Origin of the sequence: Cytobacillus spartinae (assembly GCF_042865285.1) — a bacterium.
Taxonomy (GTDB): domain Bacteria; phylum Bacillota; class Bacilli; order Bacillales; family Cytobacillaceae; genus Robertmurraya_A; species Robertmurraya_A spartinae.
In genome coordinates, this window is sequence record NZ_JBIACK010000008.1 from 43743 (window position 1) to 67147 (window position 23405).

The window sequence follows — 23405 nt, forward strand, 5'->3', positions numbered from 1 at the left end:
GGGCTTGAAACAACTAATGTATTTTCAAATGAGGGCTTATTTTTATTCAAGAGAAATCAATTATTCTATAGACTTTAAACTTACGGAACTTGAGAAAGTATGGTACTGCTCATTAAAAAACGTAAAAAGAAAGTTAAAACAGTTTGTAAATGAAGGTAAGCTCTCTTATCTACCAGGGGTTGGGCGTGGAAATCCTTCTCTTATAACATTTAAGAAGGGCTTAAAAGAAGAAATTGAACTAGAAGTAACAGAGTTAATCAAAAGAGATCAGCTCGAAGACGTTATACAATTACTTCAATTACCTATCCCTAAGGTTTGGATTGCCGATATTTCGAAAGAAGTACAACTTTTATTCGGGATTAAAACCGCCAAGGGTTCATACGATATTTTACGTACGATCATTTCTAGACCTATTACAACGATAGATCCACTATATACATCCATGAAGTTTGAGACTTTTCTCATTCATCAATTAGGGGATACTCTTGTCGTATACGATGAAAAGGAAGATATAATTCGCCCCCACTTAGCACATGATTGGGATGTTGACACTGAGTATAAAGATTGGATATTTTACTTACGAAAAGGTGTAAGATTTCACAATCAAAGTGTTTTAACAAGTGAGGATGTAAAATATACATTTGAACGATTTCTTCATAACGAAACTGCCTTTGATTGGCTAACCGAGGATATCATTGAAATTAATTGCATATCTCCGTATATGATCCAATTTAAACTAAGGAACTCAAATCCCTTTTTTCTAAGATTTTTAGGAGCTCATAACTTATCGATCTTAGCTAAAAATGAGCCAGTCAGTGAACAAAATTGGATTGGTACTGGGCCTTTTAAAATTAAAAACTATACTGAAAAGAAACTGGAATTGAGCGCTTTTGATGAATATTTTCTAACACGTCCCCTCATAGATGGAGTTGAATTTAATATTGTTGACCATGAGACAGCTAAGTATATTACTTCCTATGATGTCGACCATAACGCAGCTTCTCAAGACCCTATTAATAAAACCGTTATTGAGGTAGGGTTCCGATTTCTAGCATTTAACTTTAAAAAAGATACGATTGTTCATAATCCTTACTTTAGAGAAGCTATTTTTCACTTAGCAGACGTTAAAAGAATGATTAGTGATTTGGGGAGAGATAATTTGAAGGAATCTTCAAGTTATTTTCATTGGAAAGCTTCTCCTCAAAACAAAGATAAAGCTCATATCAAATACCTATTAGATAAAGCTAATTATCAAGGGGAAGAATTAACTATTTTTACCGGAGCGTATCCCCATTATATTGAAGAGGCAGAATGGCTTATCAGGGAAGCAAACCTATATGGAATCCATTTTAAATTAGATACGTATCCCTTAGAAGAGTTCTATGATTCGAGGATTGAAGAAGCTGATTTAATATTCAAGGGAGAGGTCTCCTCAACAGACTATCACCTTTCATTTATGGGAGCATTTTTAAATAAGTGCCTTACATTTAATCGTTTCCTTGGGGAAGACCATCTCAGAAACTTAAAAATTCACTTCGAACAAATGAAGCAGGAGCGAGATAAAAACAAAAGAGATGAAATAATTGAAAATGTGGAAAGTTACATTAAAAGGGAAAACCTTATTATTTATATCTACCATCCAATTAAAAAGAAAACTTTTGACCCCACTCTTAAACATATAAAGTTTGAGTCTTTTGGACATTTGGATTTTAGAGAGTTATGGATTAAGCCAAATATTGTATAGCATGCTATAAGTAAAATTCAAATGACAAGGGCAAACCTTTTAAATAAGATTTGCCCTTTTTATAATAAATCTTTATGTTTTATTAAGTTTGTTTAAGCGAACGAACATTCACAAGGTTCAACTTTATCCCGCATTCTGTTTAATATCTAGCAATTCTCTTTTAGCCATGATAATCTTTACAAATTCATTTACAATCTTAGAATCCCATTGGGTGCCTCTACCCTCAGTTAGAATCTCTAAAGCTTTCTCAACGGACATCCCTTTTCGATATGGACGATCTGAAGTCATCGCATCAAACCCATCAGCTACGGCAATAATTCTTCCCACTAGAGGAATTTCTTCGCCCATTAATCCATCAGGATACCCTTTGCCATCCATTCGTTCATGATGTGTCCGAATACCTGGTAACAAACCTATAACCTGATTCGCAGGCTGAACTTGTTTGAGAATATTTTCTCCAATAACAGGATGGGCTTTAATGTATTGAAATTCCTCTTCTGTTAACTTACCATCCTTTAAAAGGACATGATCTGGTACTCCTACTTTTCCAATATCATGAAGGAGAGCAGTTTGATATAGTTGCTCTAGTTCTTCTTTTGACATCCCAAGGTTTCTACCCAACTCGTAAGAAAACGAAGCAACTCTCATGGAATGACCCGATGTATAAGGATCTCTCGCATCTAATGTAATCGATAGTGCTGCCATAAAGCTTTCTAGCAGCTGTTTATTCGTTTCTTCTCTTGTCTTAATAGCTTGAATCATGTGATTAAAACCCGAAAACACCTGTGAAAATTCATCTGAATAAACATTTACTCGTACATATTCATAGTTTTGATTTTGAACATTGCTCATGGCTTCTTGGAGTTGACGAATCGGTTTCTCAATGTCTTTTGATAGATACTTAGCCGTTAGGAACGCATATATAATCGTAAATAAAAGAATGACTCCTGCCCACTGCCAATATATAGTCATCTCCATTCCAGTTAGATCTGACAACTTTACTTGTGCAGCAAGTAAAAATAGAAAAATAGGCAAAATCCCAATAAGGATTACCGTCACTTTAAACTTACGACTAATAGGAATTAGTAGTTCATTTTCTAAAAATAAGAACTCATCTTGACTTTGTAAATTAGATTTAATATACAAAGAAACGGGTTGAATGGCTTGAACCGTCAAATAATATTCAATTAGTGCATGCAGTACTGCTACAGAAAAGGCTGCTATAAGTGCATAAACTACATATAAATTAGGAATGTGTAGCTTATTAGCCTGAATTAAGACAATCGTAGTAATCGCTGCCGGGATACTTAACCCTAAAAAATGTGGTAACATAATTCGCTTTACTGAATTTACTGGAAAACGATAAAGCTCTTTAAGACCTCTTTCAATTACCTCATGATTTGGATTCGTATGTAAAAGGAGCTCTCTTATTGGTTTCAGGTGTTTATAAAAATACAGACCCTCAAACATGAACATACATAAAACAGAACCCAGCATGATAAAGAAAAGAAGGGACTTTTCTTCAGGGATCACTTCAAGAGTAGAAAAAGAAAAAATAAAAGTGCCTCCGACTCCAAACACAGCTAGTAAGGATCCAATTGTGTAGTTCCAAAGTAAGTTTCTTAAAAACTGTCTATACATCTTCATCAAGCAACACCTGCTAACCAATTTGTAGTACGATATTAGTAACATCTTAACATTATACAGGTAAGCTTTCTATACAAAGACCTATATTTAGAGCTTACAAAGATAATTTTAGTAAAAAAGGTCTATATATTAAGATCCGCGAACTCACTATTTAAGTAATGTTATAAACCATAAAAAATAAATCCGACATTCTGCCAGATTTAAAAGGTGCTCCATTATTAGTAACTAATTTTCCCTAATACATCTTTACCGCCAGTTATAGGTATAACACTTCCAGTAATAAAGCTCGATTTTTCATCGACTAAAAAAGCAATCACCCTTGAAATATCTTCACCAGTACCTGGCCTTCCTATCGGGGAATACGTTTCTAGTATATCGAGGGTATCTTCAATTCCCTTTTCTTTCCACTCGCCAAAAATATCACCTGGACAAACCATATTAGCGGTTATGCCATAGTTAAGTTCTTCTATCGAGATTGTTTTCGTTAAGGATGCCAAACCTGTTTTGGCAGCCGCGAAAGCTGAACGGTAAACCCATCCGGGAGAGGATTCCACACGGTCAAATCCAATGGTTATAATTCGTCCCCACTTTTGCTCTCTCATCTTTGGGATTAGTAACTTAGATAAATAAAATACCCCATTTAGATTACCGTTGATGATATAATTCCATTCTTCAAACGAATAATCAATCATACTTTTTCTTTCATGTATGTAAGGTCCAGCATTATGAATCAGAATATCAATACTTGATGTCATATTAAGTGCATGAGAAACAATTTCTTCACAGTCACTCTGCTTTGATATATCACCCTGTACGGTTGAATTATGCGTTCCATACTTTCTACTTAATTGTTCACATAAATCTTTTGCTTCCCTTTCACTATTACGGAAATTAATAATAAGATTTATGCCTTTCTCAGCAAGCTCATGGGCTGTCCTCTTTCCTATCCCAGTGGCCCCTCCCGTTATTAAAGCTGTCTTATTTCTCACAAATGATTACCCCGCAATCATTTTATTACTTAGGCTGTTTTCGCATAGATTGTTGCTATTTTGAATTAGTTCTTCATCAGTACTTAGATGAGAAGAAACATTAAAAAGCCCTACTGCCGGCTTTTTAAAAGAGCAGTTTCTTCTTGCTTCGTGGCATCTTTTCTTACAAGAATAAAGAGAACAGCACCATAATCTGTTTAAAAGCAGTTTAAAGTATTTAAATAGCAACAAAGTTTACGAAAAGAGCCTTTACTTATTAAGCTCATTATTTTAAGCCAACATTTATTATTCTTCAATAATCCATGTACTCACCTATATCAATATACTAAAAAGAACTATGTAGATATGCAAACAATAAGAACTTTTATTTTACCTAATGTTAGTACAAACAAACAACTAAGAAGATTTTCTAAAATAGACTTTAACCTATCTAGGTCATCTTGCATAAAATAAATTGTTAGTTTACCCACTGTTTTAAAAAATCAAAAGTGAATGACTTAGCATTGAATTTTGGAGGTGATATTTATGTTTCCTTGGAATTTATTCCCCTTTGGTAAGGAACAAAATGATATGAAAAAATGGATGCAGCAAATGAATCCTCAAGAAATAGAGAAGTATGTACAAAGTATGATGGGTAATATGTTTTCAGATCAAATGAAAGGGACCATGAACCCCCAAGATTTCATGAAAGGCTTTGGACAACACAGTAAAAACTCTCCTAATCATTCAATTACTCCTCTTCACTCCGAAGTTTTTGAAACACACGACTTTGTCTTTGTAAGAGTTTCTGTCAAAGAGGATGAATGGTTAAAGAGGTTAAAGCTCTACCATACATCTAATCAGTTAATTATCGAGCATATTCCAGCGATGGAAGACAAACATACCATTACTTTACCTGCTGTTGTTAAGAAGAAAGGCTCTACTGCCTATTGTAAAGATGGAACGTTAGAAGTAAAAATCCCCAAAAATATTGATATGCAATTTTCTGAGATTGACGTAACCGAAATTTACTAACATGAGTGTAACCTACCACTATCAATCACTTTCTGGAGGTATTCTTATGGACATGGAAAAAATATTAGAATACATTGAACAAACAAAGAAAAATCAACACGAGAGTTTCTGGAATCAATTCATTGATAACGTATATTCTTCAAAGAAGGATAGTAACCAAGTGGCTCATCAATTTTTCAAACAGCAGGATTTGTTTCCTAAATGCGATTTATACGAGTACGACAATAAGATAATAATTGAAGCTGAAGTCCCAGGTGTTCATAAAAGTGATATTCATGTTTCTATGCAAAACAACACGATCATCATTAAGGGACAATGTAAAACATTACAACCACAAATCCAATACTATTTAAAAGAAAGACAAAATAGAACGTTCGAAAAGAGTATAGCGATACCGGTAAACACTGATAAAAAAGGAATTCGAACTAGCCTTAAAGATGGAATCTTAACGATTTCTCTTCCAATGATTGAACAGGAGGATCGTGTGCCAATCTCCATCAATACCAATGATCAATAGGTTCTATTTCAACTAATCGTTATTTTTCTAAGATTTTATCATAGCAATAAAATGGATGTTCCCTACCTTCAAAGTAAATTTGCCCTACTTTCATATAGCCATTTTTCTCAAATAATCGTTGAGCTTTTACATTAAGGGAGTACGTATCCGTCTTCATATAATAAATCCCTTTTTCAATAGACCATCTTTCAGCAAATTTGATAAGTTCGGATGCTATTCCTCTTCCTCTAATATTAGGATCAACAGCAAGCCGATGAAATACAAAGGCATCCTCACCTTCTTTTCTCCAACTTACTTCTTGATATTCTTCAGCCTCTACTTGGTCAACTGTAATACCACCAATAATTTGACCGTTCTGCTCAGCAACGAACAATGCATCAAGTTTTATATCAAGAAGAAAATCTTCGTCCTTTGGATAATCATCCTTCCACTGATCATTTCCTTCAGCCTTCATTAACTCAACGGTTTGATTGACCAGCCTCATAATTTGTTCGAGGTCTGAGATTTCCCCCTTACGAATATCCATTTCATCACATCCTATAAGAGTATCTATTCTATATTACCCTAATTTATTTGGAACTATATTCTGGTCTAGAAAGTCATAAATATAAAGATATTTTATTCCGTTAGACTTAATTCCTCTCCGCAAAACATTCCATATAAGAAAAAAAGTAGCTTAAATAGCTACTTAATGTCCACTATGATCCTCTGTTTCTGCGTCTTCGTCTTTATCCATGTGAGAAGATGAAGAGTCCTCCTCAGGCTCACTTGGTTCACCAACGACAAATTCCTTCTTTGGCATATTATGCATGCCTCTGGCTGTAACATGTGAATAAATGTAATACGTTCCTTCTCTTTCAAAGCTTTTCTCTAACTTATAAATTCCATCCTCAGAATGCTCAATTTCAATTTTTTCGTGATTCTCATCATGTGCTCTCCAAATTTCAAATTTTACTTCATCAGCGTCTGTAACCTCTTCATCTCCATACGTTACCTTTGCTTCAAAGACAACTGGTTCATTAGGGTTTGCTTTTTCAGGGTTTATCGTTAGCTGTACATCAAGAAATTGTGGCTCCTTTTCTACTTGTTGCTCAGAACATGCTACCAACATAAAGCTGGACATAATTGAAATAAACAATATAAATAATCCTTTTCTCATCATAATATCTCCTCTACGTATTCTTGATTTAGGTTTGTTTAGAATAACTTCATTACTCAGGCACATCTATAACAGGCAATGTAATTTCTACCGTTGTTCCTTTTCCTTGTATACTATCAATTAATAACTTACCACCATGCAGATGAACAATCTTATCTGTGATGGCTAACCCGAGACCGGTCCCGCCATCTAAACGGGTACGGGCTTTATTCACCCGGTAAAACCTATGTTTAATCTTTTCTAAATCTTCTTCAGGAATGCCGATACCTGTATCTTTAACCATAAGAATACATTCGTTAGACTCCCTTTGAAGAGTAATCGTAATCCCGCCCAACTCAGTGTATCTTAAGGCATTGTCCATGATATTCTGTACAACTTGTTCAATTCTACCTTCATCACCATTAACAATAATGTCTGGATCTAATTGAAGTGAAAAAGTTAACCCTTTTTCTTTCATAATAGGAATATATTTTTGAGTGGCATCCTCCACCAACTGTGCTAAAGGGAGTGGCATTTTATCTAGCCTATATTCTTGTGTATCTAACTTGGTCAAATCTAATAGATCACCAACTAGACGTTCCATTCTCCCTGCTTCACGGTGGATAAGTTGTAAATATTTTTGATGTTCTTCTTCTTTTTTCACAACCCCTGTTAACATCGCATCACTATACCCCAAAACATAACTGATCGGAGTACGCAATTCATGCGAGACATTGGCAAGAAACTCCTTTTTCCTCTCATCCTCTTTTTGAATTGAGGAAGACATATGGTTAAAAGCCTCAGCTAACTGTCCAATTTCATCATTTGAATTACGCTGAATTTTAACCGAGTAGTCTCCTCTAGATACTCTCTCGGCGGCATCTTTCATCTGTTTTAGAGGGTTTGTTAATCTTTGCACTAAAATGGTGCCAAGATAAATGGTTATGGTTCCAAACAATAGAGCTGCGATGAGCCATAAGTATGAAAAGTTTTTCATTAGTTCCGTTATCTTAGCCAATGGAAGATACAAATAAATAATGCCTTCTAGCCCATTTTCATCGAGCAATGGGATGATTACGGCCATAATTTGACGATCAAATCTTTCTTCGTAACCCATTTTTGTAACTGGGTTTCCCTTTAGTAACTCTTCTCTCTCCTCAGCGCCAATGAGGGTTTCATAATCAATTTCAAATGGTAGACAGGCACTTAGCTCCCTCGGATTACTGACAACAAACACTTCTGATTCATTTTTAGAGTTATACCAATCTATTTGATCTCTTAGTTCATCAGTGAGGGGACCACTTTCATAATCAGCTGCTAATAAATTCCCCTCAATAAGTAATGACACCTCTATATGGTCTACATACAATTTTTCATAAAATAAATGAGATAAAAAATAGCTAAATAAAATCGTAATGATGATGCTAGCAGTAATCGTAAGCCATAGTTTCTTAGTAAGGCTTAAATGGAGTTTTTTCATTCAGTTGGCACCTCAAACTTATATCCAATTCCCCAAACCGTTTGAATATAATCTCCTTTTCCAAGCTTCATTCTTAGTGTTTTAACATGGGTATCAACTGTTCTTAAACTACCTTCGTAATCCATACCCCATATATGCTCTAGTAACTGTTCTCTACTGAGTGCAAACGCTTGATGTTCAGCGAAAAAAACTAATAGTTCAAACTCTTTTAAGGTTAAGGGGATATTGTTTCCTTCGACTGTTACCTTCCTACTCTTTTTGTCGATTTTAATTTTTCCAATTTTAACATAATCCGCTTCTATCTTTATGAAATTCGTTCTTCTAAGTACCGCATTCATTCGTGCAATTAATTCTCCTGGACTAAAGGGTTTCACTAAATAGTCATCCGCACCCATCTGAAGACCCTTCACTTTATCCCATTCCTCTCCCTTAGCCGAAAGGAAAATAATAGGAATCTCAGATTCTTCTCTCACCTTTTCACAAACTTGAAAGCCATCATCGCCAGGCATCATCACATCTAAAAGGATGAGATCAATATCCTCTTTTTGCATAACTTTATAAGCATCTTCTCCGGTTGCTGCCTGAAAGCAGAAGAAACCAGAGTTTTCTAGGTACATCTGAACCAGATGCCTCATATCTTCTTCATCGTCTACGATTAAAACATTAATCTTTCTCACCGAAATTATCTCTCCCTAATAATGATTTGGAAAGGACCTTTTCCTACTTTTATAGTCTTTTGAATCTCTAGAGTTTGAGTATTAATTACATGAATATCGTTACTATCATATCCGGCAACAACCATTTGATCAGTGATGATGGATAAATCAAAAGGATTGGCTCCCACCTTTAATGTTTTAATGGTTTTACCTTCTCCATCTAATTTGTAAAGAGTACTAGAACCATGACTCAGCACGAAAATATAATCATCCTCTTCCACAAAATTTATAGGCATAATCGGAGCAGAGATGTCTCTTTTTGGTTTTCCATTTTCCGTGTCATAGACATGTATGTCGCTTTCAATATCCACCCCAACCCCATGTCCACCTATCCAAAGCTCATTTTGTTCTTCCCTTAAGATCGCCCCAGTTGCCGAAGGGTGGATTGTAAACTGGAACGATTTTTCTTTGCTACGCATATCTATTACCGTTAATTGTTCATCGTTGAAACTAACCACATATAACTTATCTTGCTCCTCGCCTTCTAAAAGAGTAAGTGGGTTTCTTCCAGTTCTTACTTTCCCTATCTCTTCTCCATTAATGGTAAAAAATCGGACAGCATTCTGTGCTTGGTCAGCAAAAACAATCTCGTCTCCATAATTTAGAAGCTTTGCATTTGCTACTCCTTTACCTATGTCCCAACTGTCAACCTCTTTTCCTTGTGATAATGAAAAAATATCTGCTGTTTCAACTTGTTTCCCATAAAGTAATAAAGAATCGCCATCCGGTAATAACAGTCCACCTGTATAAGGCTTTTTCATTTTCCAATCATCTATCTTTTCTTGACTGTCGAGATTGATAAATGAAACGGTCATATCTTTGATATTTACTGTAATAGCTAACGATCCTTCTTCAATAATAGAAGAGTAGTCATTATTGGTACAGGCTGTTAGCCATATTGATAAGAGTAATATGAATGAAAAATTTATAAACAATCTCATATAACCATTCTCCCTTGAGAGCAGCTTCTTAAAACTATTGCTAAATGAACTATATCTATTTTAATCATATAAGGTTTGTGTGATAAATCTGTGAAATCTCTTTGAAAATTGTGTAATTTAATAGAGTCTCTACCCTTTTATAAGAAAAAAATCGTCCCTCATAGAACGATTTTTAGATAATACACTATTGTCCATCTATTTTTATTTTTTCCAATAATTCAATATGCAATTGTATAAGCGCAAGTTTATCTTCTGGCGCAAGAGAAGAATCAGTGATTCGTTTTGTGCCCAGGAAGAATTTTTCATGTAGTGGCTTTCTAATACGCGGATGGGAATTTTCATCTTTCAACTCCCTCATGATGGCTTCTTTTAGTATCTGCTCGCTATCATTTTCGTCCATTAACAATCTGTTATTCCATAAAGTTCTATATTGCATTAGTAAGTAATTATAATCAGTCATCTAGTAACATCCTTTAAATATTATTATCAAACGTTATGTTACATAATTTTGGTGCCTTATGCAAAAAATAATATAAATAATTCCTCTTGAAAGGAGAATTCTTATGAATGGACCTTATCGTTGTCCTAATTGTAAAACAAATCGAAGTCGTTTTAATGTAATAAGACAAGAATCACAGCCCATAAAAATGGATCCTCAAACAGGCCAAGTTTTAGAACAATATTCGAATGAAGAGCTATCGCCTTTTCACTTACCCTATAAAGGACCTGAATATCGCATTCAATGTGCAGCATGTGGATTAGTGGAAGATGAAAAAACCTTTTCTAAATTCGGAACTAGTTCCTATTAAGGTACACAAAAAGCTTGAGAAACAATATTCTCAAGCTTTTACCCTTTTAAGTTAATATTCTTCGTACACATAAGCTTCCTTTGGCGGGTCAATCTCATTAAGGGATGTAACCTGAATATATGGAAGAATATAGCCGTTGTATTCTTTTTTCCCGATTGTACCCGTTATTTCAACCCAGCCATCCGTTTCAATGTTCTTTAGAAGATTCCCTGTAGAAAATGCACCATACACCGATGCATCTGCCACACAGCAGGACATACCAAATCTAGCAACTACTGCTTCATCCTCTAAAAATCCATCCTCTCGATAGACAAACCCTTTTATTTCAATTTCTTTACCCTGGAACTCTTCAATATGCATTTCAAGGACATTTAATGTTTGAATAAATTGATCATCCGTTACAACAATTTTGTCCTTCACTACTAACTCTGCTAACATTTCATCATAGTAACCATCTGGCGGGCCGATTGGAACATCATCTTCTACTTCATTCGAATCTGACGAAACTCTCTCATCCAGTTCTTCCATATATTTATCTGGGTCCTCTAAATATTGCTCTGCTAGACTTTTTTCATTTTCTGAACCAATTTCAGCCGACTCATCTCTAGCTAATTCATTTTTTTCACTAGCTTGACTAGTTCCGGCAAACGTAATTCCACGTTTTTGCACAATCGAGCTGTCCATTAGTTGATCGCTAAAAGCAAAGCCTGTAAGAATTGGAATGACAAAAACGGAATAAATAAAAATATTCTTTAAGGGACTGTTCTTATGATGGTGATCATGAGAACAACATGAACAAGAACCTTCATCATTCTTTTTGGATGAGCTTGTCCAAATTTGAATGATCCCTAGTAAAAGGAAGACTGCAATAGCAAAATACATAAATGGGTACATTCTAGGTGCAATGAAATTTGCTATTTCCCCCGTAATCATTAACTTAAATATAAGCATGGTGAAACCTAGTAAAATAACCCCTCTTAAGAACATAATAGCTTTTCTTTCCACTGATTCTACCTCCTAGAAAAATACATGGTAGACCATGACACTTATATAAACGGTTACGGTTAAAATCCCAATAAATATAAGTACAAATCTCTTATTAAAGTATGCAAGCATGACAACTGTATTCTTCAAATCTATCATTGGTCCATAAACTAAAAATGCGATAAGAGATGTACCTGTGAACTGATTGTAGAATGACGACGCAACAAAAGCATCTGCCTCTGAACACAATGATAAAACATACGCAAAAGCCATCATGACCATTGGTGATAGCCATACATTCATTCCAACTGCCTCAAGTATAGACCGATCTAAGAAAGTTTGGAATAGAGATGCGATAAAAGCACCGATAATGAGATACTTACCCATGTCAAAGAATTCATCTGATGCATGCTGAAGCGTGTCCATTACTTTGTTCTTCTTCTTAGAATGAGAGTGCTCTTGAACAACAAGGCTATCTTCTTTTTCTTTTAATTGCCATTTATTTTTAAAGATCATATATATGACGGCACCAATAATTAAAGAAACAACAAAAGCAATTCCCATTCGCGAATAAGCAATGGATACATCTTTTGCACCGAAAGCATAATAGGTTGAAGCAAATACAATTGGATTTAGGATAGGTGCTGATACTAAAAATACAATCCCGACGTGTAAAGGCATTCCTTTTAAAAGCAATCTTCTAACGATTGGGACAATAGCACATTCACAAATTGGAAATATAGCACCCATAATGACCGCTGGAAACAAAGCTAACACTGGATTTTTTGGAATGAATTTTTTTAACCATTCCTCTGATACAAAAATTTGTATCAGAGCTGCCACAAAGACACCTAACAAAATGAACGGAATGGCTTCTAAAACTATGCTGATAAATATCGTATTTACATTTAACCATTCTTTTGGAATCGAAAGTCTACTATTTATTGATAAGGCCTCCGAAAACAAGAAAAGGGCTAAAAATAATAAAAATAGTAAAATACTAATAAAATCTAGCCTCTTTGAAGTCAAAAATCTTCTCTCCTTACATTCAAATCTCATTTATTATATCATATTTAATTCGTAACGATTATGATTTAAGTTACAATTATATTAAAAATACATGAACATTGTAAAAATTTAAAACCGCCTCTACTTTGAAGTGAGACGGTTTTCTTCAATAAATTTATTTGTATCTACTTTCCAAGTGTCATAAGGAGAAAATCTTATGAGATGCACACTTCCTCTATATTTGCTCCCCCCTCTTCCTTTTAAGAACCAATCGATGGTAACTGGTATGTCTAACGAAAGTTCTTCTGTTAAGTCCTCAGGAGGTAAGACGGACATGTTCCCTATAGCAACGTTTTCTACTTCAAGGACTAATTCGTCCCAATCATCTCTTAATTGTAGTGACACATATTTTAAGATATCTTCATCTTGCTCTTTAAAACCAGCGATAAAAGAATTGGTTATTTCATACGGATCTGCATGGTTTAGGTATTCCTGAAGCTTCCCACCAGCTTTTAATACCATTAGCTTATGGGATAAATCCATATAGTTTCTTTTATGTGTAGTACTACCGTAAAAGTGGATGCAAAAGTGGCCAGGAAAGTTATTTTTTAATGCGCCAGCTCCATGTGGCATTCCGTGCATAGAAGCCGCAAGCTTCCTACCATCCTGATGAACGATAATGGCTCGGCGTTTCCAACTCCACTTACCATTATATATTTCCTTCATTATTTTAGTGTCCTTGACTGTTAATGGTTGTACATCAGCATGCTGACTCCCTGCACGACGTTGAACCTTAAATTTCATTCCAGTCTCGAAATCTTCTACAGTAAATTTACTGTACTTTGGGAGCAAGCTATTGACTTCTTTCCATGGTAGAATCTGGATTGGTTGTTGTGCTTCTTTATTTTTTTTTGCTTCTACATGAAGGTCAACATTTGTGACCAACATTAACAGGGTTAAAAAAATAATAAAAGCTCTCATTTGTTTTCACTCTTCTTTATTCGTTCTGTATTTTCCTCTTACGTTTAATTATAAGAATGTTAATAATGAATTTGGCTGTTATTACTCATATAAGAAGTTTTCCCAGTGAATGTATTAACATACATTTTTATATAATCCGTAGGTAAAACAATAATTTAAAATAGACCATTGATTTCCTTTGTGGGCAGCCAGGAAAGTAGGCACATGGAGCGGAGATTAACTTTTTCTCATGCTATTCATATCAAAAAAATGAAAAAAGATCTCAAAATTGAGACCTCTACATGTTTTTTTCAAGTTTCATTAATTTTTCTTTAATTACATCCCAATGAACATTTTCTCCAATAAACACCATATTAAGGGGCAGGTTCATTTCTTCTTTCATGTATAAAGGCATCCCATAGGAAAATTGAAATAAGTATGGGAGTGTTGAGTACTCAAATTTAACGTAACCCTTTATACGATAAATGGTATCCGGAAGTGTTCGTAAAAAGTCTTCAAAATCTGACTGATTAATTGGATTTTTGAATTGGTGCACAAATGTACTTAGATTTAAATCTAAGTGAACATGGGAACCCTCCGCTTTGCCTTTTTTACGAGTAGAAAGACTCCGGACTTGATTCATTGCTACTTTCGCATATGAAGTAAGGATGGAAAGTGCATTTGGATTTATCGATTGTATTTCAAAATTCAGTTGGGCTTTTTCAGCCTCAGACAACTCATCTGATTTATTCAGTAATATTAAATCAGCATGGCGAACCTGTTCCAGCAATAGCTGTTGAACTTGAGGACTAAGTGTTTTCCGTGCTGACCACCGATTTGCATCTACTACAGAGATAATCCCTTTAACGTTTAGCTGATGAGCAAAAAGAGGGGACAGTACTGCATCTAATACTTCCACTGGATGAGCCGCACCTGTAGTCTCGATGTAAATGACCTCAGGTTTTTCTACTGCTAACAATCCTTGTATTTGTGCTTCTAATTTATCTTGTATCGTACAACATATACACCCATCTAGCAGTTCTTTTAATGGTATATCGTCCCCAACACGATCAGAGTCAATTGAAACCTTCCCTAATTCATTCATCATAACAGCTACTTTACGCCCTTGTTTTTTCTCATCCTCTAATAAGCGCTTTAGAAGCGTCGTTTTTCCACTTCCTAAAAATCCTGATAATATATAGACTTCTGCTACATTCATTTCATTTGTCCTTCCATATCATCTATTCTTTCGGTCAACATATCCTCTAAAATGGAGTTTAGCTTCTTTTCAATAAGCTTAGAATCGCATTCTGATATATAACCAACTAATTGAAACCATTCTTGTTTACACTTCCAGATTGGAATATATGCATTTGGAAAATACTCTTCATCTTCTTCAATTCCTACTTCTAAATAAGATTCATATTCTTCTGCAAAGACCTTTTCTTCCCCCACGGGTTTTCCCTTTTGTACTCGAACAAGATCAATGGAGAGAATTGCCTCTAAGCTTTTAAAACGCTCAAAATAGATATGCTTCAATTTATTTCCGACAAGTTCACACTCTTTTTCCAGGTTAGTAATAGATTTTTTAACCTGCTCATTTAAATCAATAATTTGTTTCAAAGGATCACCTCTAAAAAAGGTTTAACTCTAAGGAGACATTTTATCTGATTTCCAAAAAAGTAACAAATTTTTCATATTATAAAGGAATAATGCCCCAAAAAAGAGGCAAATAAATCTTGCCCCTGAAAGTTTAATTCATATCAATTTTTTGATTCACTTAGAGGTAACATAATGATAAAGGTCACTTTTTTATCCTCTGAATGAGCTTTAATATCTCCTTGATGTAGTTCGACGATTTCCTTTGCAATGGCTAAACCCAAACCAGAACCATTGCCTGTTGATCGACTTTCATCCTTCTTATAAAAGCGTTCAAAGATATTTTCACATTCTTGTTTTGTTAGTGTGTTTCTACTATCATTTTTAATTTCAATGACAGCATTACGTTCATGTACACTTAATTTTACGTGAATTTCCCCAGGTTTAACACCATGGTCCATTGCATTTCTAAACATATTTTCAAACAATCTTACAAGCTTCTGAGCATCCCCATGAATAACCGTATTTTGAGATGGTATATGTTTCTTAACATGCATGTCGTGGCTAGTGAACATATATTCATACTCATCAAGTAATTGTGCCAACAGTTGGTTAATTGACAGTGGTTCCTTTAGAATGGGTAAATCTCGATTCGAAAGCTTTGTAAATTCGAATAAATCATTCACCAAGCTTGAAAGTTGTTCAGCTTTTTTGTGGGCTATTTCAGTATATTCGGCTTTATCCTCATTTGTCATGTCCATCTGATCTTTCAATAAGCTTAAATATCCTATTACAGAGGTTAGCGGAGTCCGTAGATCATGTGAGACGTTTGTGATTAACTCAGTCTTAAATTGTTGTAATCGCAGTTCTTCCTCTTTACTCGTTTGTAGTTTATCCATCATTTCGTTCATTTGTTCAGCAAGTTGCGATATTTCATCTTTCCCCTTTACTTTTGCTCTAAAGGAAAGGTTTCCTTCAGCCAATTCCGTAAAACCCTTTGAAAGCTTTTCAAGTTGTTTAATTTTAATTCGTGTAAGAAAGTAAAAGAATATATAAAATACAATAAGGCCTATGACCCCTAACCACTCGTTATAGATTCTAATCTCTTCATAAGAAAGAGTAAGTAACCCTTGTCCCACAAGGTATAGACTGCGACCATGCTTCTGAACAGGAGTAATATATATATATTCTTGATGATTTTCAGATCTTATTTTTAGATATTCATAAATGTCAATTTGCTCATTTGTTAATTGTTCATCAGCATCGTACTTATACCCTTCCTTGTTTACCAAAAATACATTTAGACCTTCAGGTTTTTGCTTAGTAATTTCATTGAAATCTGTATCTAAGCGGGTTTTCACTTCATTTTCGACCCATTGCATATATTGCTCATACTCGTTATAACTATGATCATAGCTATACACTTTTTTTACATTTCGATTTTCTAATACCTCGAACAAGATGATGTTAGTTAGAATCCCTGCAACAATACTAATGATAAAGACAATTAAAAGCTTTACTCGAATACTACTTCTAATCCTTAGAATAAGAAAGCTAAGAAGAAATAGAAGGCGCCTACGTATCAATTTTATATCCTACTCCCCATACTGTTTTAATATACTTTGGTTGCCGGCTGTTCTCTTCTAACTTTTCACGTAACTTTCGAATATGAACCATAACCGTATTATCTGCTGCAATCGAAGGTTCACCCCAAACCGACTCATAGATGTTTGAGATACTATACACCCTACCAGGGTGCTTTGCTAATAATAGTAAAATTTGAAACTCCCGAGGGGTTAACTTAATTTCTCTTTCTCCTACAAAGACTTGATGAGAATCTACTTTAATCAATAGTTCATCAATTTGCACAACTGCATCAGCTTCGACCGTGCTTTTGTCAAATTGAAGGTAGCGTCTGAGTTGGGATTTCACTCTTGCGATTAATTCTAGAGGGTGAAAAGGCTTTGTCACATAGTCATCCGCCCCAACAGTTAGACCCGAGATTTTGTCCATTTGCTCCCCTTTTGCAGACAGAAAAATAATCGGGATTTTTGAAGTTTTTCTTATTTCGATACAAGTAGTTATCCCATCCTTTCCCGGCATCATCACGTCAAGAATAACTAGGGATATAACTTCATTACTTAGAATTGTAAGAGCCTCTTCACCATTAACAGCTTCTACAGGAATATACCCTTCATTCCTCAAATATATAGAAATGAGCTGCCTAATTTCTTTCTCATCATCTACAACTAATATCTTCTCTTCACGCATTATGGAACTTCCTTTGTTTTTCTTCTATCATATCACTTATAGATTAGGAAGTTTTAAAGAATTATTTGTTTGTTCCTTAAGAAAATCTTAATATTCTTCATGAAATACTTTTGAATCTTTGACCTTTCTTGATTACAACTTGAAGATTAAGCTTATCCGGTTATAGGGGCTGCGAGGGCTTTTATGTGACGCCTTTAAACGAGGAGGAAAGTGGTTCTTATTATTTACTTCGTACAAGGGAGAGTACGACATTTGTGGAGGCCAAAAGAAAAAGGAGAAGATGATGTTACCCACCTTCTCCCTCATCACTAAAAAACTGATGAATGGCTTCTATATTCTCTTCTAAGTCTAACTGTAAAACTGCTCCAACATGGTCATAACTTTTATTTTCAAAGCTATTGGAAACAGGAACTCTCAGTGTTTCAACGTTTGTTACCGGATTTAGTACAAATGTAGCACCAAGGGAAAAATAATCCTGGAGTTTTATATCTGTTTCAACATGTTTAAACATTTCCGATAACAGATCTGGGAGCTGGGTAATTCCTTCTAGTGACCCAAGTTGTTTTACCGCCTCGTCCTTTAACGAGATAAGGACTTGCTGTTGACGATTAACCCTTCCAAAGTCACTTTCGGCATCATGCCTAAACCGCACATACCCTAAAAGCTCTTCTCCTTTTAGAACCCTTTTTCCTGGTTCACCTGCTAGTTTCAAATCCCTGATCATTTCTTCTGAAACTTCCACTTCTAAACCATTCGGCGCCAATGTGTTAATGACACTAACAAATCCTTCAAAATCGATAATGGCTACATGGTCAATTGGAATGCCAAAATTATCTTCAACCGTCTCTTTTAACAACGTCTTTCCACCATAATAGTAAGCGTGGTTAAGTTTTCCATAATTGAGAGGGTGCTCTGGAATCTTCACATAACTATCTCTCATAAGAGAGACTAGTTTTACGGTCTTATCCGTTGGTTCATACCTAGCAACCATTATTACGTCAGAGCGTGAATTTTTTTCCCCTCTACTATCAACACCAATGAGTAGAAAGTTTGTTGTTTTTTGATACGTACTAAATGGCTTATTACGAGGTGTTTCTTTAATCTCTCCATCTTCATTAACGTGCTGAAAAGGAGAGACAATATCGGTTGTTTCCTCATTCTGAGTATTCAAATTCTGGTCCGAAGAAAAATACCCACAACCAGCTAGTAGGAATACAAGAACCATGCAGATACTCCATCTTTTCATGTTACTTCACCTCATTATTCAGGCTAGTAGTACCATTGTTAACAGAAAAAGTATTTCTAAACCTCTGGAGTATTTTGTTTTATAACCGTTTCATTATATTTTCCCTCTGACCTTCAATTTTATTTAGGCATATAAAAAACTCTCCCTTTAAGGAAGAGTTTTTAAAGATTTGTTATTTTACTTGTTCTTTTAAAATTTCTACAGCCTTTTGAATTTGCGTATCATTTTGCTGAATTTTTTCTCTCAGTTTTTCCATTAACTTAAGGGTAGATTGGCCTGTAAGTACACCAGTTGGTTCTAGTTTTTCTGCCTTTTGGAATTCAATTACAACCTTTTCCATATTTTCATCAAAAAATCCGTCTTCTCGACCTACTTCATAACCAAGTGCTTTTAACATCTGTTGCGCAGCTTTAACTTGAGTGGACGCAGTAGATAGTTTTAGTTCTTCATCAGGATTGATAAATGGTAAAGATGCGTAATCAGGGAGTGAAACTTCATGATCTGGCTTAATTCCTTTTTCATGGATCCAATTATCATTAGGTGTTAACCATTTATCAGTCGTGTATTTCATGTTCGATCCATCCGAAAAATCTTGAGCTCTTTGAACCGTTCCCTTACCAAAAGAATTCTCACCAACTAAAGGAACATCAGCAGATTCGCTTACCGCTGCAGCAAGAATCTCTGAAGCACTCGCACTTCCTTTATCAATAACAACCACTAATGGAATATCTGGATTTTTTTCATTTTTTGAAGCCATCACTTGAGTATTTCCTTCACGATCTTGAACCTTAAAAAGAACTTCTCCTTTTGGTACAAATAAACTAGAAATGTTTATTGCTTGATCTAATAGCCCACCTGGATTTTGTCTTAAATCCAGTACAAGACCCTTCATTCCTTGTTTTTGTAAATCATTTAAAACCGTAATTAACTCTTTTGAAGTATTCTCTGAAAACGCTGTGATTTGCACTTTGGCAATTCCATCTTCAAGCATTTCACCGTAAACTGTTTCAATTGGAATCGTATCACGAACAATCGTAATATCTAGTGGTTCTGTAATACCTGGTCTTTGAATGACAAGTTTTACTTCTGTTCCTTTTTCACCACGTATTAACATAACTGCTTCTGTTGAACTCATTCCTTGAATACTTTTTCCATCTACATAGAGAACTTTATCATTAGGTTTTAAGCCTGCTTTCTCTGCAGGTGACCCTTTCAGTGGAGATACGATAATAATATAGCCGTCCTGCTCCTGTATTTCTGCACCTATACCTTCAAAAGACGAAGAAATACTTTCATGAAAACTAGATGCTTCTTCCTGATTCATGTAATCAGAATAAGGGTCCTCAAGAGAGTCAATCATCCCATTGATCGCACCATTGATAAGTGTGTCTTGGTCAACTTCCTTGAAATAACTTTCTTTTAATGTGTCAAACGCAGAATATAATTTATCGAATTCCCTTCTTTCCGTTCCTACCGTTACTGCTTGTTCATCGCCGAAGGCTAGTGCGAATGTAGTTATACCTGCCGAGAGAAACACGATAAAAAATAAAAGCATGACAAAATGAAACTTTTTCATTTGTATAAAACCTGATTGGTTTTCATTTAATTTTTCATTCGATTCTTCATTTAAATTTTCATTTTCATTTTCCAAAACACTCACCACTTTCGCTTCCGTAAAAAACTTGGTCGTCAATCCTTAATCCTTAGAATAACATTTTTACATTTAAATTAACAAAGAAAAACGTACAAACCTTTAATAAAATATTTACAATCATTGATGAACAAATCACATCGCTTAGTCATGATCTATAAACTATTTAGATTTTAAAATTTCTACTTCTAATGTAAGAACGAACGTCATATCGTTTAAATACTAACTAAAAAAGGAGGAGAAGAACATTACCCTATTTGACATTTTATTATGGTTTAGCTTTGCCCTAGCCTTACTAGCTATTATTATTGGAATAATGGGCCAATCTTGGAAATTTACCGCCCTTAGTGTACTGCTGTTATTACCATTCTTTTTTGTGTTAGGTACCGAAAATAATGTAATTAAATACTTAAGATTTATTGTTATGATTCCTGTAGTACTTTCAACTTATTATCTACTTTTTAAAAAAGGACAGCCAAAACGAGGCTGACCTTTTGAATTATATTTTCTTCACAATGCTAAAGTATTCCTCCAGCGTCATGCCTTTTTCATAAATAATTTGAGCCGCTTCAACACCGATATATCTAAAATGCCACGGTTCATATTGATATCCTGTAATGGACTCTTTCCCTTTCGGATAGCGGAGAACATACCCAAACTTATGCGCATTTGCTGCTAACCATTTTCCTTCTACGGTTTCACCGAATTCTTCCGTTAGTGCAAGCCCAACACTTCGACTAGAAATATCCATCGCTAGTCCACTCTGGTGCTCACTATTACCAGGTATAGCAACAACTTGTTGCGCTGCTTCTTCTCCGCTTTTTTTAACTTCTGCATCATATAACATGGCTTGTCTTTCAAAGGACCTATAACCTGATACGGCAAAAAGTTCAATCCCATCTTTCTTTGCTAATGCAAAGAGCCTTTCAAGTGCTCCTGCAGCTTCTTTTCTAACAAAGCTTTTCTCAACTCCCATATCGCCAAACGAGAAAGGTACATTGGGTCTTACAAGATCTTTTGGTGCATAATCACTTGGTAGTGAAAATTCTTTATTTACTAGAGCCAAAACATTCAGGGGATTTTGAATGATGTTCTTCCCATCTACTTGGACTACTTCGTTAAAGTATTGTGATTCAAGTGTTAGAACATCTTCTTCCACGATATCAGAATCTGTTGATTCCTCTTGGTTTTGTGTATCCTGATCCAGTTCGTTGTTATCCGTTGTATCCGTAGCGTCTTGCGGGTCATTTCTTTCAACCGCGTTTGAATCACTTTCACCTAAGAAAGGTATTTTCTCTATATAAGGTTGTAGTTGGCTGCACCCTGAAAGTAATAGAACAATAATAAATAATAATAAGTAAACCTTTTTCATCTATTCCACCTGTTTCCATAATCATATTAAAATGACAGCATGTCTATTTTAACATTATACATTTAATAGGGCATCCTTTTTGAGCTCCTTGAGGGATTTCCTATATTTTTCAGTTTATAAAAAACCAGCTACCCAAAAATTGAGGAGCTGGTTCTTTATGCTACCACTATTCTTTTATAACTGCATCTAGTGCTACAACAATCATATCATTAAAAGTCGTTTGTCTTTCTTCAGCTGTTGTTTCTTCACCTGTTAAAATATGGTCACTTACCGTTAAAACGGACAGTGCTTTACGATTAAACTTAGCTGCTAATGTATATAAAGCAGCAGTCTCCATCTCTAAAGCTAAAATTTGATACTTTGCCCATTTTTCGTGTTCTGCATTGTCGTTATAGAATAAGTCAGCTGTAAAAACATTACCTACTTTTAGGTTTAGTCCTCGCTCCTGACCAACATCATAAGCTTTCTTCAAAAGATCAAAGTTAGCCGTTGGTGCGTAATCAACACCACCGAATGTAATACGGTTCATCTGAGAATCTGTTGATGCACTCATTGCAAGGATTACGTCTCTCACTTTTACATCTTTTTGAATGGCTCCACATGTACCAACACGAATTAAATTTTGCACATTGTAGCTTTGCATTAATTCAGTGATATAAATAGAAATCGATGGAACTCCCATTCCAGTACCTTGAACAGAAATGCGCTTCCCTTTGTAAGTGCCTGTAAACCCTAGCATATTACGTACTTCGTTATAGCATTTAACATCTTCAAGGAAATTTTCAGCTATATATTTAGCTCTCAATGGATCTCCCGGAAGAAGAACCGTTTCAGCAATTTCATTTTCTTTTGCGCCAATATGTATACTCATTTTTTAACCTCCATTTATTCATGCCTTGTCCATCTCACACTATACCATAATCCTGTCAACCTGAAAAATCATCCAGCATTTATTTATAAACTTTGTGGGAAGCTATCACTAGCTTTTCCAAAGGAGGTTTTAATCATGCCAAAAGAAAAGATGAGCAAAAAACTTCAACAAGCTGTTCAACATGCAAATGAAACAACACCTTCATCAAGGTCTAATACAGAACCTCACACTTCACTAACTGTTAAAAGAAAACACAAAAAATAACAGGAGGCGACGGCCATGGGTAAAAAACATCGAAATCGCATAAATCAACCTAAGAAAAACAATCATATCCCGGCAGAAGACATTGTGGCTGAGCATGAAGCACACGCCAAAGAAAATACATCAAGAAAGCGAAAGAACAGCCCTGGTAGTCATATAACCGAATAAAGGAAGGTTCCCCCTTCCT

The 23405-nt window shown here is 35.1% G+C and carries 25 protein-coding genes; 6 read left to right on the forward strand and 19 right to left on the reverse strand.

Annotation, left to right across the window (positions count from 1 at the left end):
- Positions 1-4 precede the first annotated feature (4 nt).
- On the forward strand, positions 5-1744 hold the full coding sequence (locus ACFYKX_RS15745) for an ABC transporter substrate-binding protein (RefSeq protein WP_389362019.1): 1740 nt from the start codon (positions 5-7) through the stop codon (positions 1742-1744).
- 123 nt (positions 1745-1867) lie between these two features.
- Here ACFYKX_RS15745 and ACFYKX_RS15750 read toward each other — a convergent pair whose 3' ends face one another.
- Together ACFYKX_RS15750 and ACFYKX_RS15755 are read right to left on the reverse strand one after the other, a co-directional pair.
- Entirely contained in the window at positions 1868-3391 is a 1524-nt protein-coding gene (locus ACFYKX_RS15750; RefSeq protein ID WP_389362020.1) for an HD-GYP domain-containing protein, read from the reverse strand.
- Between the two features lie 218 nt (positions 3392-3609).
- Complete coding sequence (locus ACFYKX_RS15755; RefSeq protein WP_389362021.1) at positions 3610-4380, reverse strand: SDR family oxidoreductase; 771 nt, start codon at positions 4378-4380, stop codon at positions 3610-3612.
- Positions 4381-4905: 525 nt separating this feature from the next.
- On the opposite strand from ACFYKX_RS15755, the gene ACFYKX_RS15760 reads away from it, so the two are divergent.
- A complete protein-coding gene (locus ACFYKX_RS15760; protein ID WP_389362022.1) occupies positions 4906-5394 on the forward strand; it encodes an Hsp20/alpha crystallin family protein in 489 nt (162 codons plus the stop codon).
- Between the two features lie 46 nt (positions 5395-5440).
- The gene (locus ACFYKX_RS15765; protein ID WP_389362023.1) at positions 5441-5911 is read left to right on the forward strand and encodes an Hsp20/alpha crystallin family protein; all 471 of its coding nucleotides are present in this window, start codon (positions 5441-5443) and stop codon (positions 5909-5911) included.
- 19 nt (positions 5912-5930) lie between these two features.
- Here ACFYKX_RS15765 and ACFYKX_RS15770 read toward each other — a convergent pair whose 3' ends face one another.
- The 6 genes from ACFYKX_RS15770 to ACFYKX_RS15795 all read right to left on the reverse strand — a co-directional run bounded on the left by ACFYKX_RS15770 (position 5931) and on the right by ACFYKX_RS15795 (position 10646).
- Entirely contained in the window at positions 5931-6437 is a 507-nt protein-coding gene (locus tag ACFYKX_RS15770; RefSeq protein ID WP_389362024.1) for a GNAT family N-acetyltransferase, read from the reverse strand.
- Between the two features lie 162 nt (positions 6438-6599).
- Positions 6600-7073: a FixH family protein gene (locus ACFYKX_RS15775; protein ID WP_389362025.1), complete on the reverse strand. Its 474-nt coding sequence runs from the start codon at positions 7071-7073 to the stop codon at positions 6600-6602.
- A 49-nt stretch (positions 7074-7122) separates the two neighbouring features.
- Entirely contained in the window at positions 7123-8529 is a 1407-nt protein-coding gene (locus ACFYKX_RS15780) for a sensor histidine kinase (RefSeq protein ID WP_389362026.1), read from the reverse strand.
- Positions 8526-9206: a response regulator transcription factor gene (locus tag ACFYKX_RS15785; protein ID WP_389362027.1), complete on the reverse strand. Its 681-nt coding sequence runs from the start codon at positions 9204-9206 to the stop codon at positions 8526-8528. Before ACFYKX_RS15785 ends, ACFYKX_RS15780 begins: the two co-directional genes overlap by 4 nt.
- A gap of 5 nt (positions 9207-9211) precedes the next feature.
- Positions 9212-10186: a YncE family protein gene (locus tag ACFYKX_RS15790; protein WP_389362028.1), complete on the reverse strand. Its 975-nt coding sequence runs from the start codon at positions 10184-10186 to the stop codon at positions 9212-9214.
- A 184-nt stretch (positions 10187-10370) separates the two neighbouring features.
- Complete coding sequence (locus ACFYKX_RS15795; protein WP_389362029.1) at positions 10371-10646, reverse strand: hypothetical protein; 276 nt, start codon at positions 10644-10646, stop codon at positions 10371-10373.
- Positions 10647-10749: 103 nt separating this feature from the next.
- Here ACFYKX_RS15795 and ACFYKX_RS15800 point away from each other — a divergent pair, with 103 nt between their 5' ends.
- Positions 10750-10995, forward strand: coding sequence for a DNA alkylation repair protein (locus tag ACFYKX_RS15800; protein ID WP_389362030.1), 246 nt, complete (start codon positions 10750-10752; stop codon positions 10993-10995).
- 51 nt (positions 10996-11046) lie between these two features.
- Here the strand turns inward: ACFYKX_RS15800 and ACFYKX_RS15805 are convergent, their stop codons facing one another.
- The 11 genes from ACFYKX_RS15805 to deoD form a co-directional block, all read right to left on the reverse strand.
- Positions 11047-12000 (reverse strand): TIGR03943 family putative permease subunit, encoded by a 954-nt coding sequence (locus ACFYKX_RS15805; RefSeq protein ID WP_389362031.1) that lies wholly within the window; start codon positions 11998-12000, stop codon positions 11047-11049.
- A gap of 12 nt (positions 12001-12012) precedes the next feature.
- A complete protein-coding gene (locus ACFYKX_RS15810) occupies positions 12013-13008 on the reverse strand; it encodes a permease (protein ID WP_389362032.1) in 996 nt (331 codons plus the stop codon).
- 120 nt (positions 13009-13128) lie between these two features.
- Entirely contained in the window at positions 13129-13968 is an 840-nt protein-coding gene (locus tag ACFYKX_RS15815) for a hypothetical protein (RefSeq protein ID WP_389362033.1), read from the reverse strand.
- A 277-nt stretch (positions 13969-14245) separates the two neighbouring features.
- Positions 14246-15166: a CobW family GTP-binding protein gene (locus ACFYKX_RS15820; RefSeq protein ID WP_389362034.1), complete on the reverse strand. Its 921-nt coding sequence runs from the start codon at positions 15164-15166 to the stop codon at positions 14246-14248.
- Positions 15163-15570, reverse strand: a complete 408-nt coding sequence (locus ACFYKX_RS15825; protein WP_389362035.1) for a hypothetical protein — start codon at positions 15568-15570, stop codon at positions 15163-15165. Before ACFYKX_RS15825 ends, ACFYKX_RS15820 begins: the two co-directional genes overlap by 4 nt.
- Before the next feature lie 140 nt (positions 15571-15710).
- On the reverse strand, positions 15711-17132 hold the full coding sequence (locus ACFYKX_RS15830) for a HAMP domain-containing sensor histidine kinase (RefSeq protein WP_389362036.1): 1422 nt from the start codon (positions 17130-17132) through the stop codon (positions 15711-15713).
- A complete protein-coding gene (locus ACFYKX_RS15835) occupies positions 17122-17817 on the reverse strand; it encodes a response regulator transcription factor (protein ID WP_389362037.1) in 696 nt (231 codons plus the stop codon). The genes ACFYKX_RS15830 and ACFYKX_RS15835 overlap by 11 nt, the downstream gene beginning before the upstream one ends.
- A gap of 286 nt (positions 17818-18103) precedes the next feature.
- On the reverse strand, positions 18104-19063 hold the full coding sequence (locus ACFYKX_RS15840) for an LCP family protein (RefSeq protein WP_389362038.1): 960 nt from the start codon (positions 19061-19063) through the stop codon (positions 18104-18106).
- Positions 19064-19235: 172 nt separating this feature from the next.
- Entirely contained in the window at positions 19236-20639 is a 1404-nt protein-coding gene (locus ACFYKX_RS15845) for a lmo1851 family serine protease (RefSeq protein WP_389362202.1), read from the reverse strand.
- Between the two features lie 574 nt (positions 20640-21213).
- Positions 21214-22086 (reverse strand): M15 family metallopeptidase, encoded by an 873-nt coding sequence (locus ACFYKX_RS15850; protein WP_389362039.1) that lies wholly within the window; start codon positions 22084-22086, stop codon positions 21214-21216.
- 166 nt (positions 22087-22252) lie between these two features.
- Entirely contained in the window at positions 22253-22957 is a 705-nt protein-coding gene (gene deoD, locus ACFYKX_RS15855) for a purine-nucleoside phosphorylase (protein ID WP_389362040.1), read from the reverse strand.
- A gap of 135 nt (positions 22958-23092) precedes the next feature.
- On the opposite strand from deoD, the gene ACFYKX_RS15860 reads away from it, so the two are divergent.
- Together ACFYKX_RS15860 and ACFYKX_RS15865 are read left to right on the forward strand one after the other, a co-directional pair.
- Positions 23093-23221 (forward strand): hypothetical protein, encoded by a 129-nt coding sequence (locus tag ACFYKX_RS15860; RefSeq protein WP_389362041.1) that lies wholly within the window; start codon positions 23093-23095, stop codon positions 23219-23221.
- Positions 23222-23236: 15 nt separating this feature from the next.
- Positions 23237-23386 (forward strand): hypothetical protein, encoded by a 150-nt coding sequence (locus ACFYKX_RS15865; protein WP_389362042.1) that lies wholly within the window; start codon positions 23237-23239, stop codon positions 23384-23386.
- The last annotated feature ends 19 nt before the right edge of the window (positions 23387-23405 follow it).

Coding starts and splice junctions, on each gene's coding strand:
- ACFYKX_RS15770 (WP_389362024.1), bottom strand. CDS start 6,437: ATGGATATTCGTAAGGGGGAAATCTCAGACCTCGAACAAATTATGAGG.
- ACFYKX_RS15800 (WP_389362030.1), top strand. CDS start 10,750: ATGAATGGACCTTATCGTTGTCCTAATTGTAAAACAAATCGAAGTCGT.
- ACFYKX_RS15835 (WP_389362037.1), bottom strand. CDS start 17,817: ATGCGTGAAGAGAAGATATTAGTTGTAGATGATGAGAAAGAAATTAGG.
- ACFYKX_RS15815 (WP_389362033.1), bottom strand. CDS start 13,968: ATGAGAGCTTTTATTATTTTTTTAACCCTGTTAATGTTGGTCACAAAT.
- ACFYKX_RS15865 (WP_389362042.1), top strand. CDS start 23,237: ATGGGTAAAAAACATCGAAATCGCATAAATCAACCTAAGAAAAACAAT.
- ACFYKX_RS15775 (WP_389362025.1), bottom strand. CDS start 7,073: ATGATGAGAAAAGGATTATTTATATTGTTTATTTCAATTATGTCCAGC.
- ACFYKX_RS15780 (WP_389362026.1), bottom strand. CDS start 8,529: ATGAAAAAACTCCATTTAAGCCTTACTAAGAAACTATGGCTTACGATT.
- ACFYKX_RS15750 (WP_389362020.1), bottom strand. CDS start 3,391: ATGAAGATGTATAGACAGTTTTTAAGAAACTTACTTTGGAACTACACA.
- ACFYKX_RS15840 (WP_389362038.1), bottom strand. CDS start 19,063: ATGAAAAGATGGAGTATCTGCATGGTTCTTGTATTCCTACTAGCTGGT.
- ACFYKX_RS15760 (WP_389362022.1), top strand. CDS start 4,906: ATGTTTCCTTGGAATTTATTCCCCTTTGGTAAGGAACAAAATGATATG.
- ACFYKX_RS15790 (WP_389362028.1), bottom strand. CDS start 10,186: ATGAGATTGTTTATAAATTTTTCATTCATATTACTCTTATCAATATGG.
- ACFYKX_RS15820 (WP_389362034.1), bottom strand. CDS start 15,166: ATGAATGTAGCAGAAGTCTATATATTATCAGGATTTTTAGGAAGTGGA.
- ACFYKX_RS15795 (WP_389362029.1), bottom strand. CDS start 10,646: ATGACTGATTATAATTACTTACTAATGCAATATAGAACTTTATGGAAT.
- ACFYKX_RS15850 (WP_389362039.1), bottom strand. CDS start 22,086: ATGAAAAAGGTTTACTTATTATTATTTATTATTGTTCTATTACTTTCA.
- ACFYKX_RS15765 (WP_389362023.1), top strand. CDS start 5,441: ATGGACATGGAAAAAATATTAGAATACATTGAACAAACAAAGAAAAAT.
- deoD (WP_389362040.1), bottom strand. CDS start 22,957: ATGAGTATACATATTGGCGCAAAAGAAAATGAAATTGCTGAAACGGTT.
- ACFYKX_RS15860 (WP_389362041.1), top strand. CDS start 23,093: ATGCCAAAAGAAAAGATGAGCAAAAAACTTCAACAAGCTGTTCAACAT.
- ACFYKX_RS15845 (WP_389362202.1), bottom strand. CDS start 20,639: ATGAAAAAGTTTCATTTTGTCATGCTTTTATTTTTTATCGTGTTTCTC.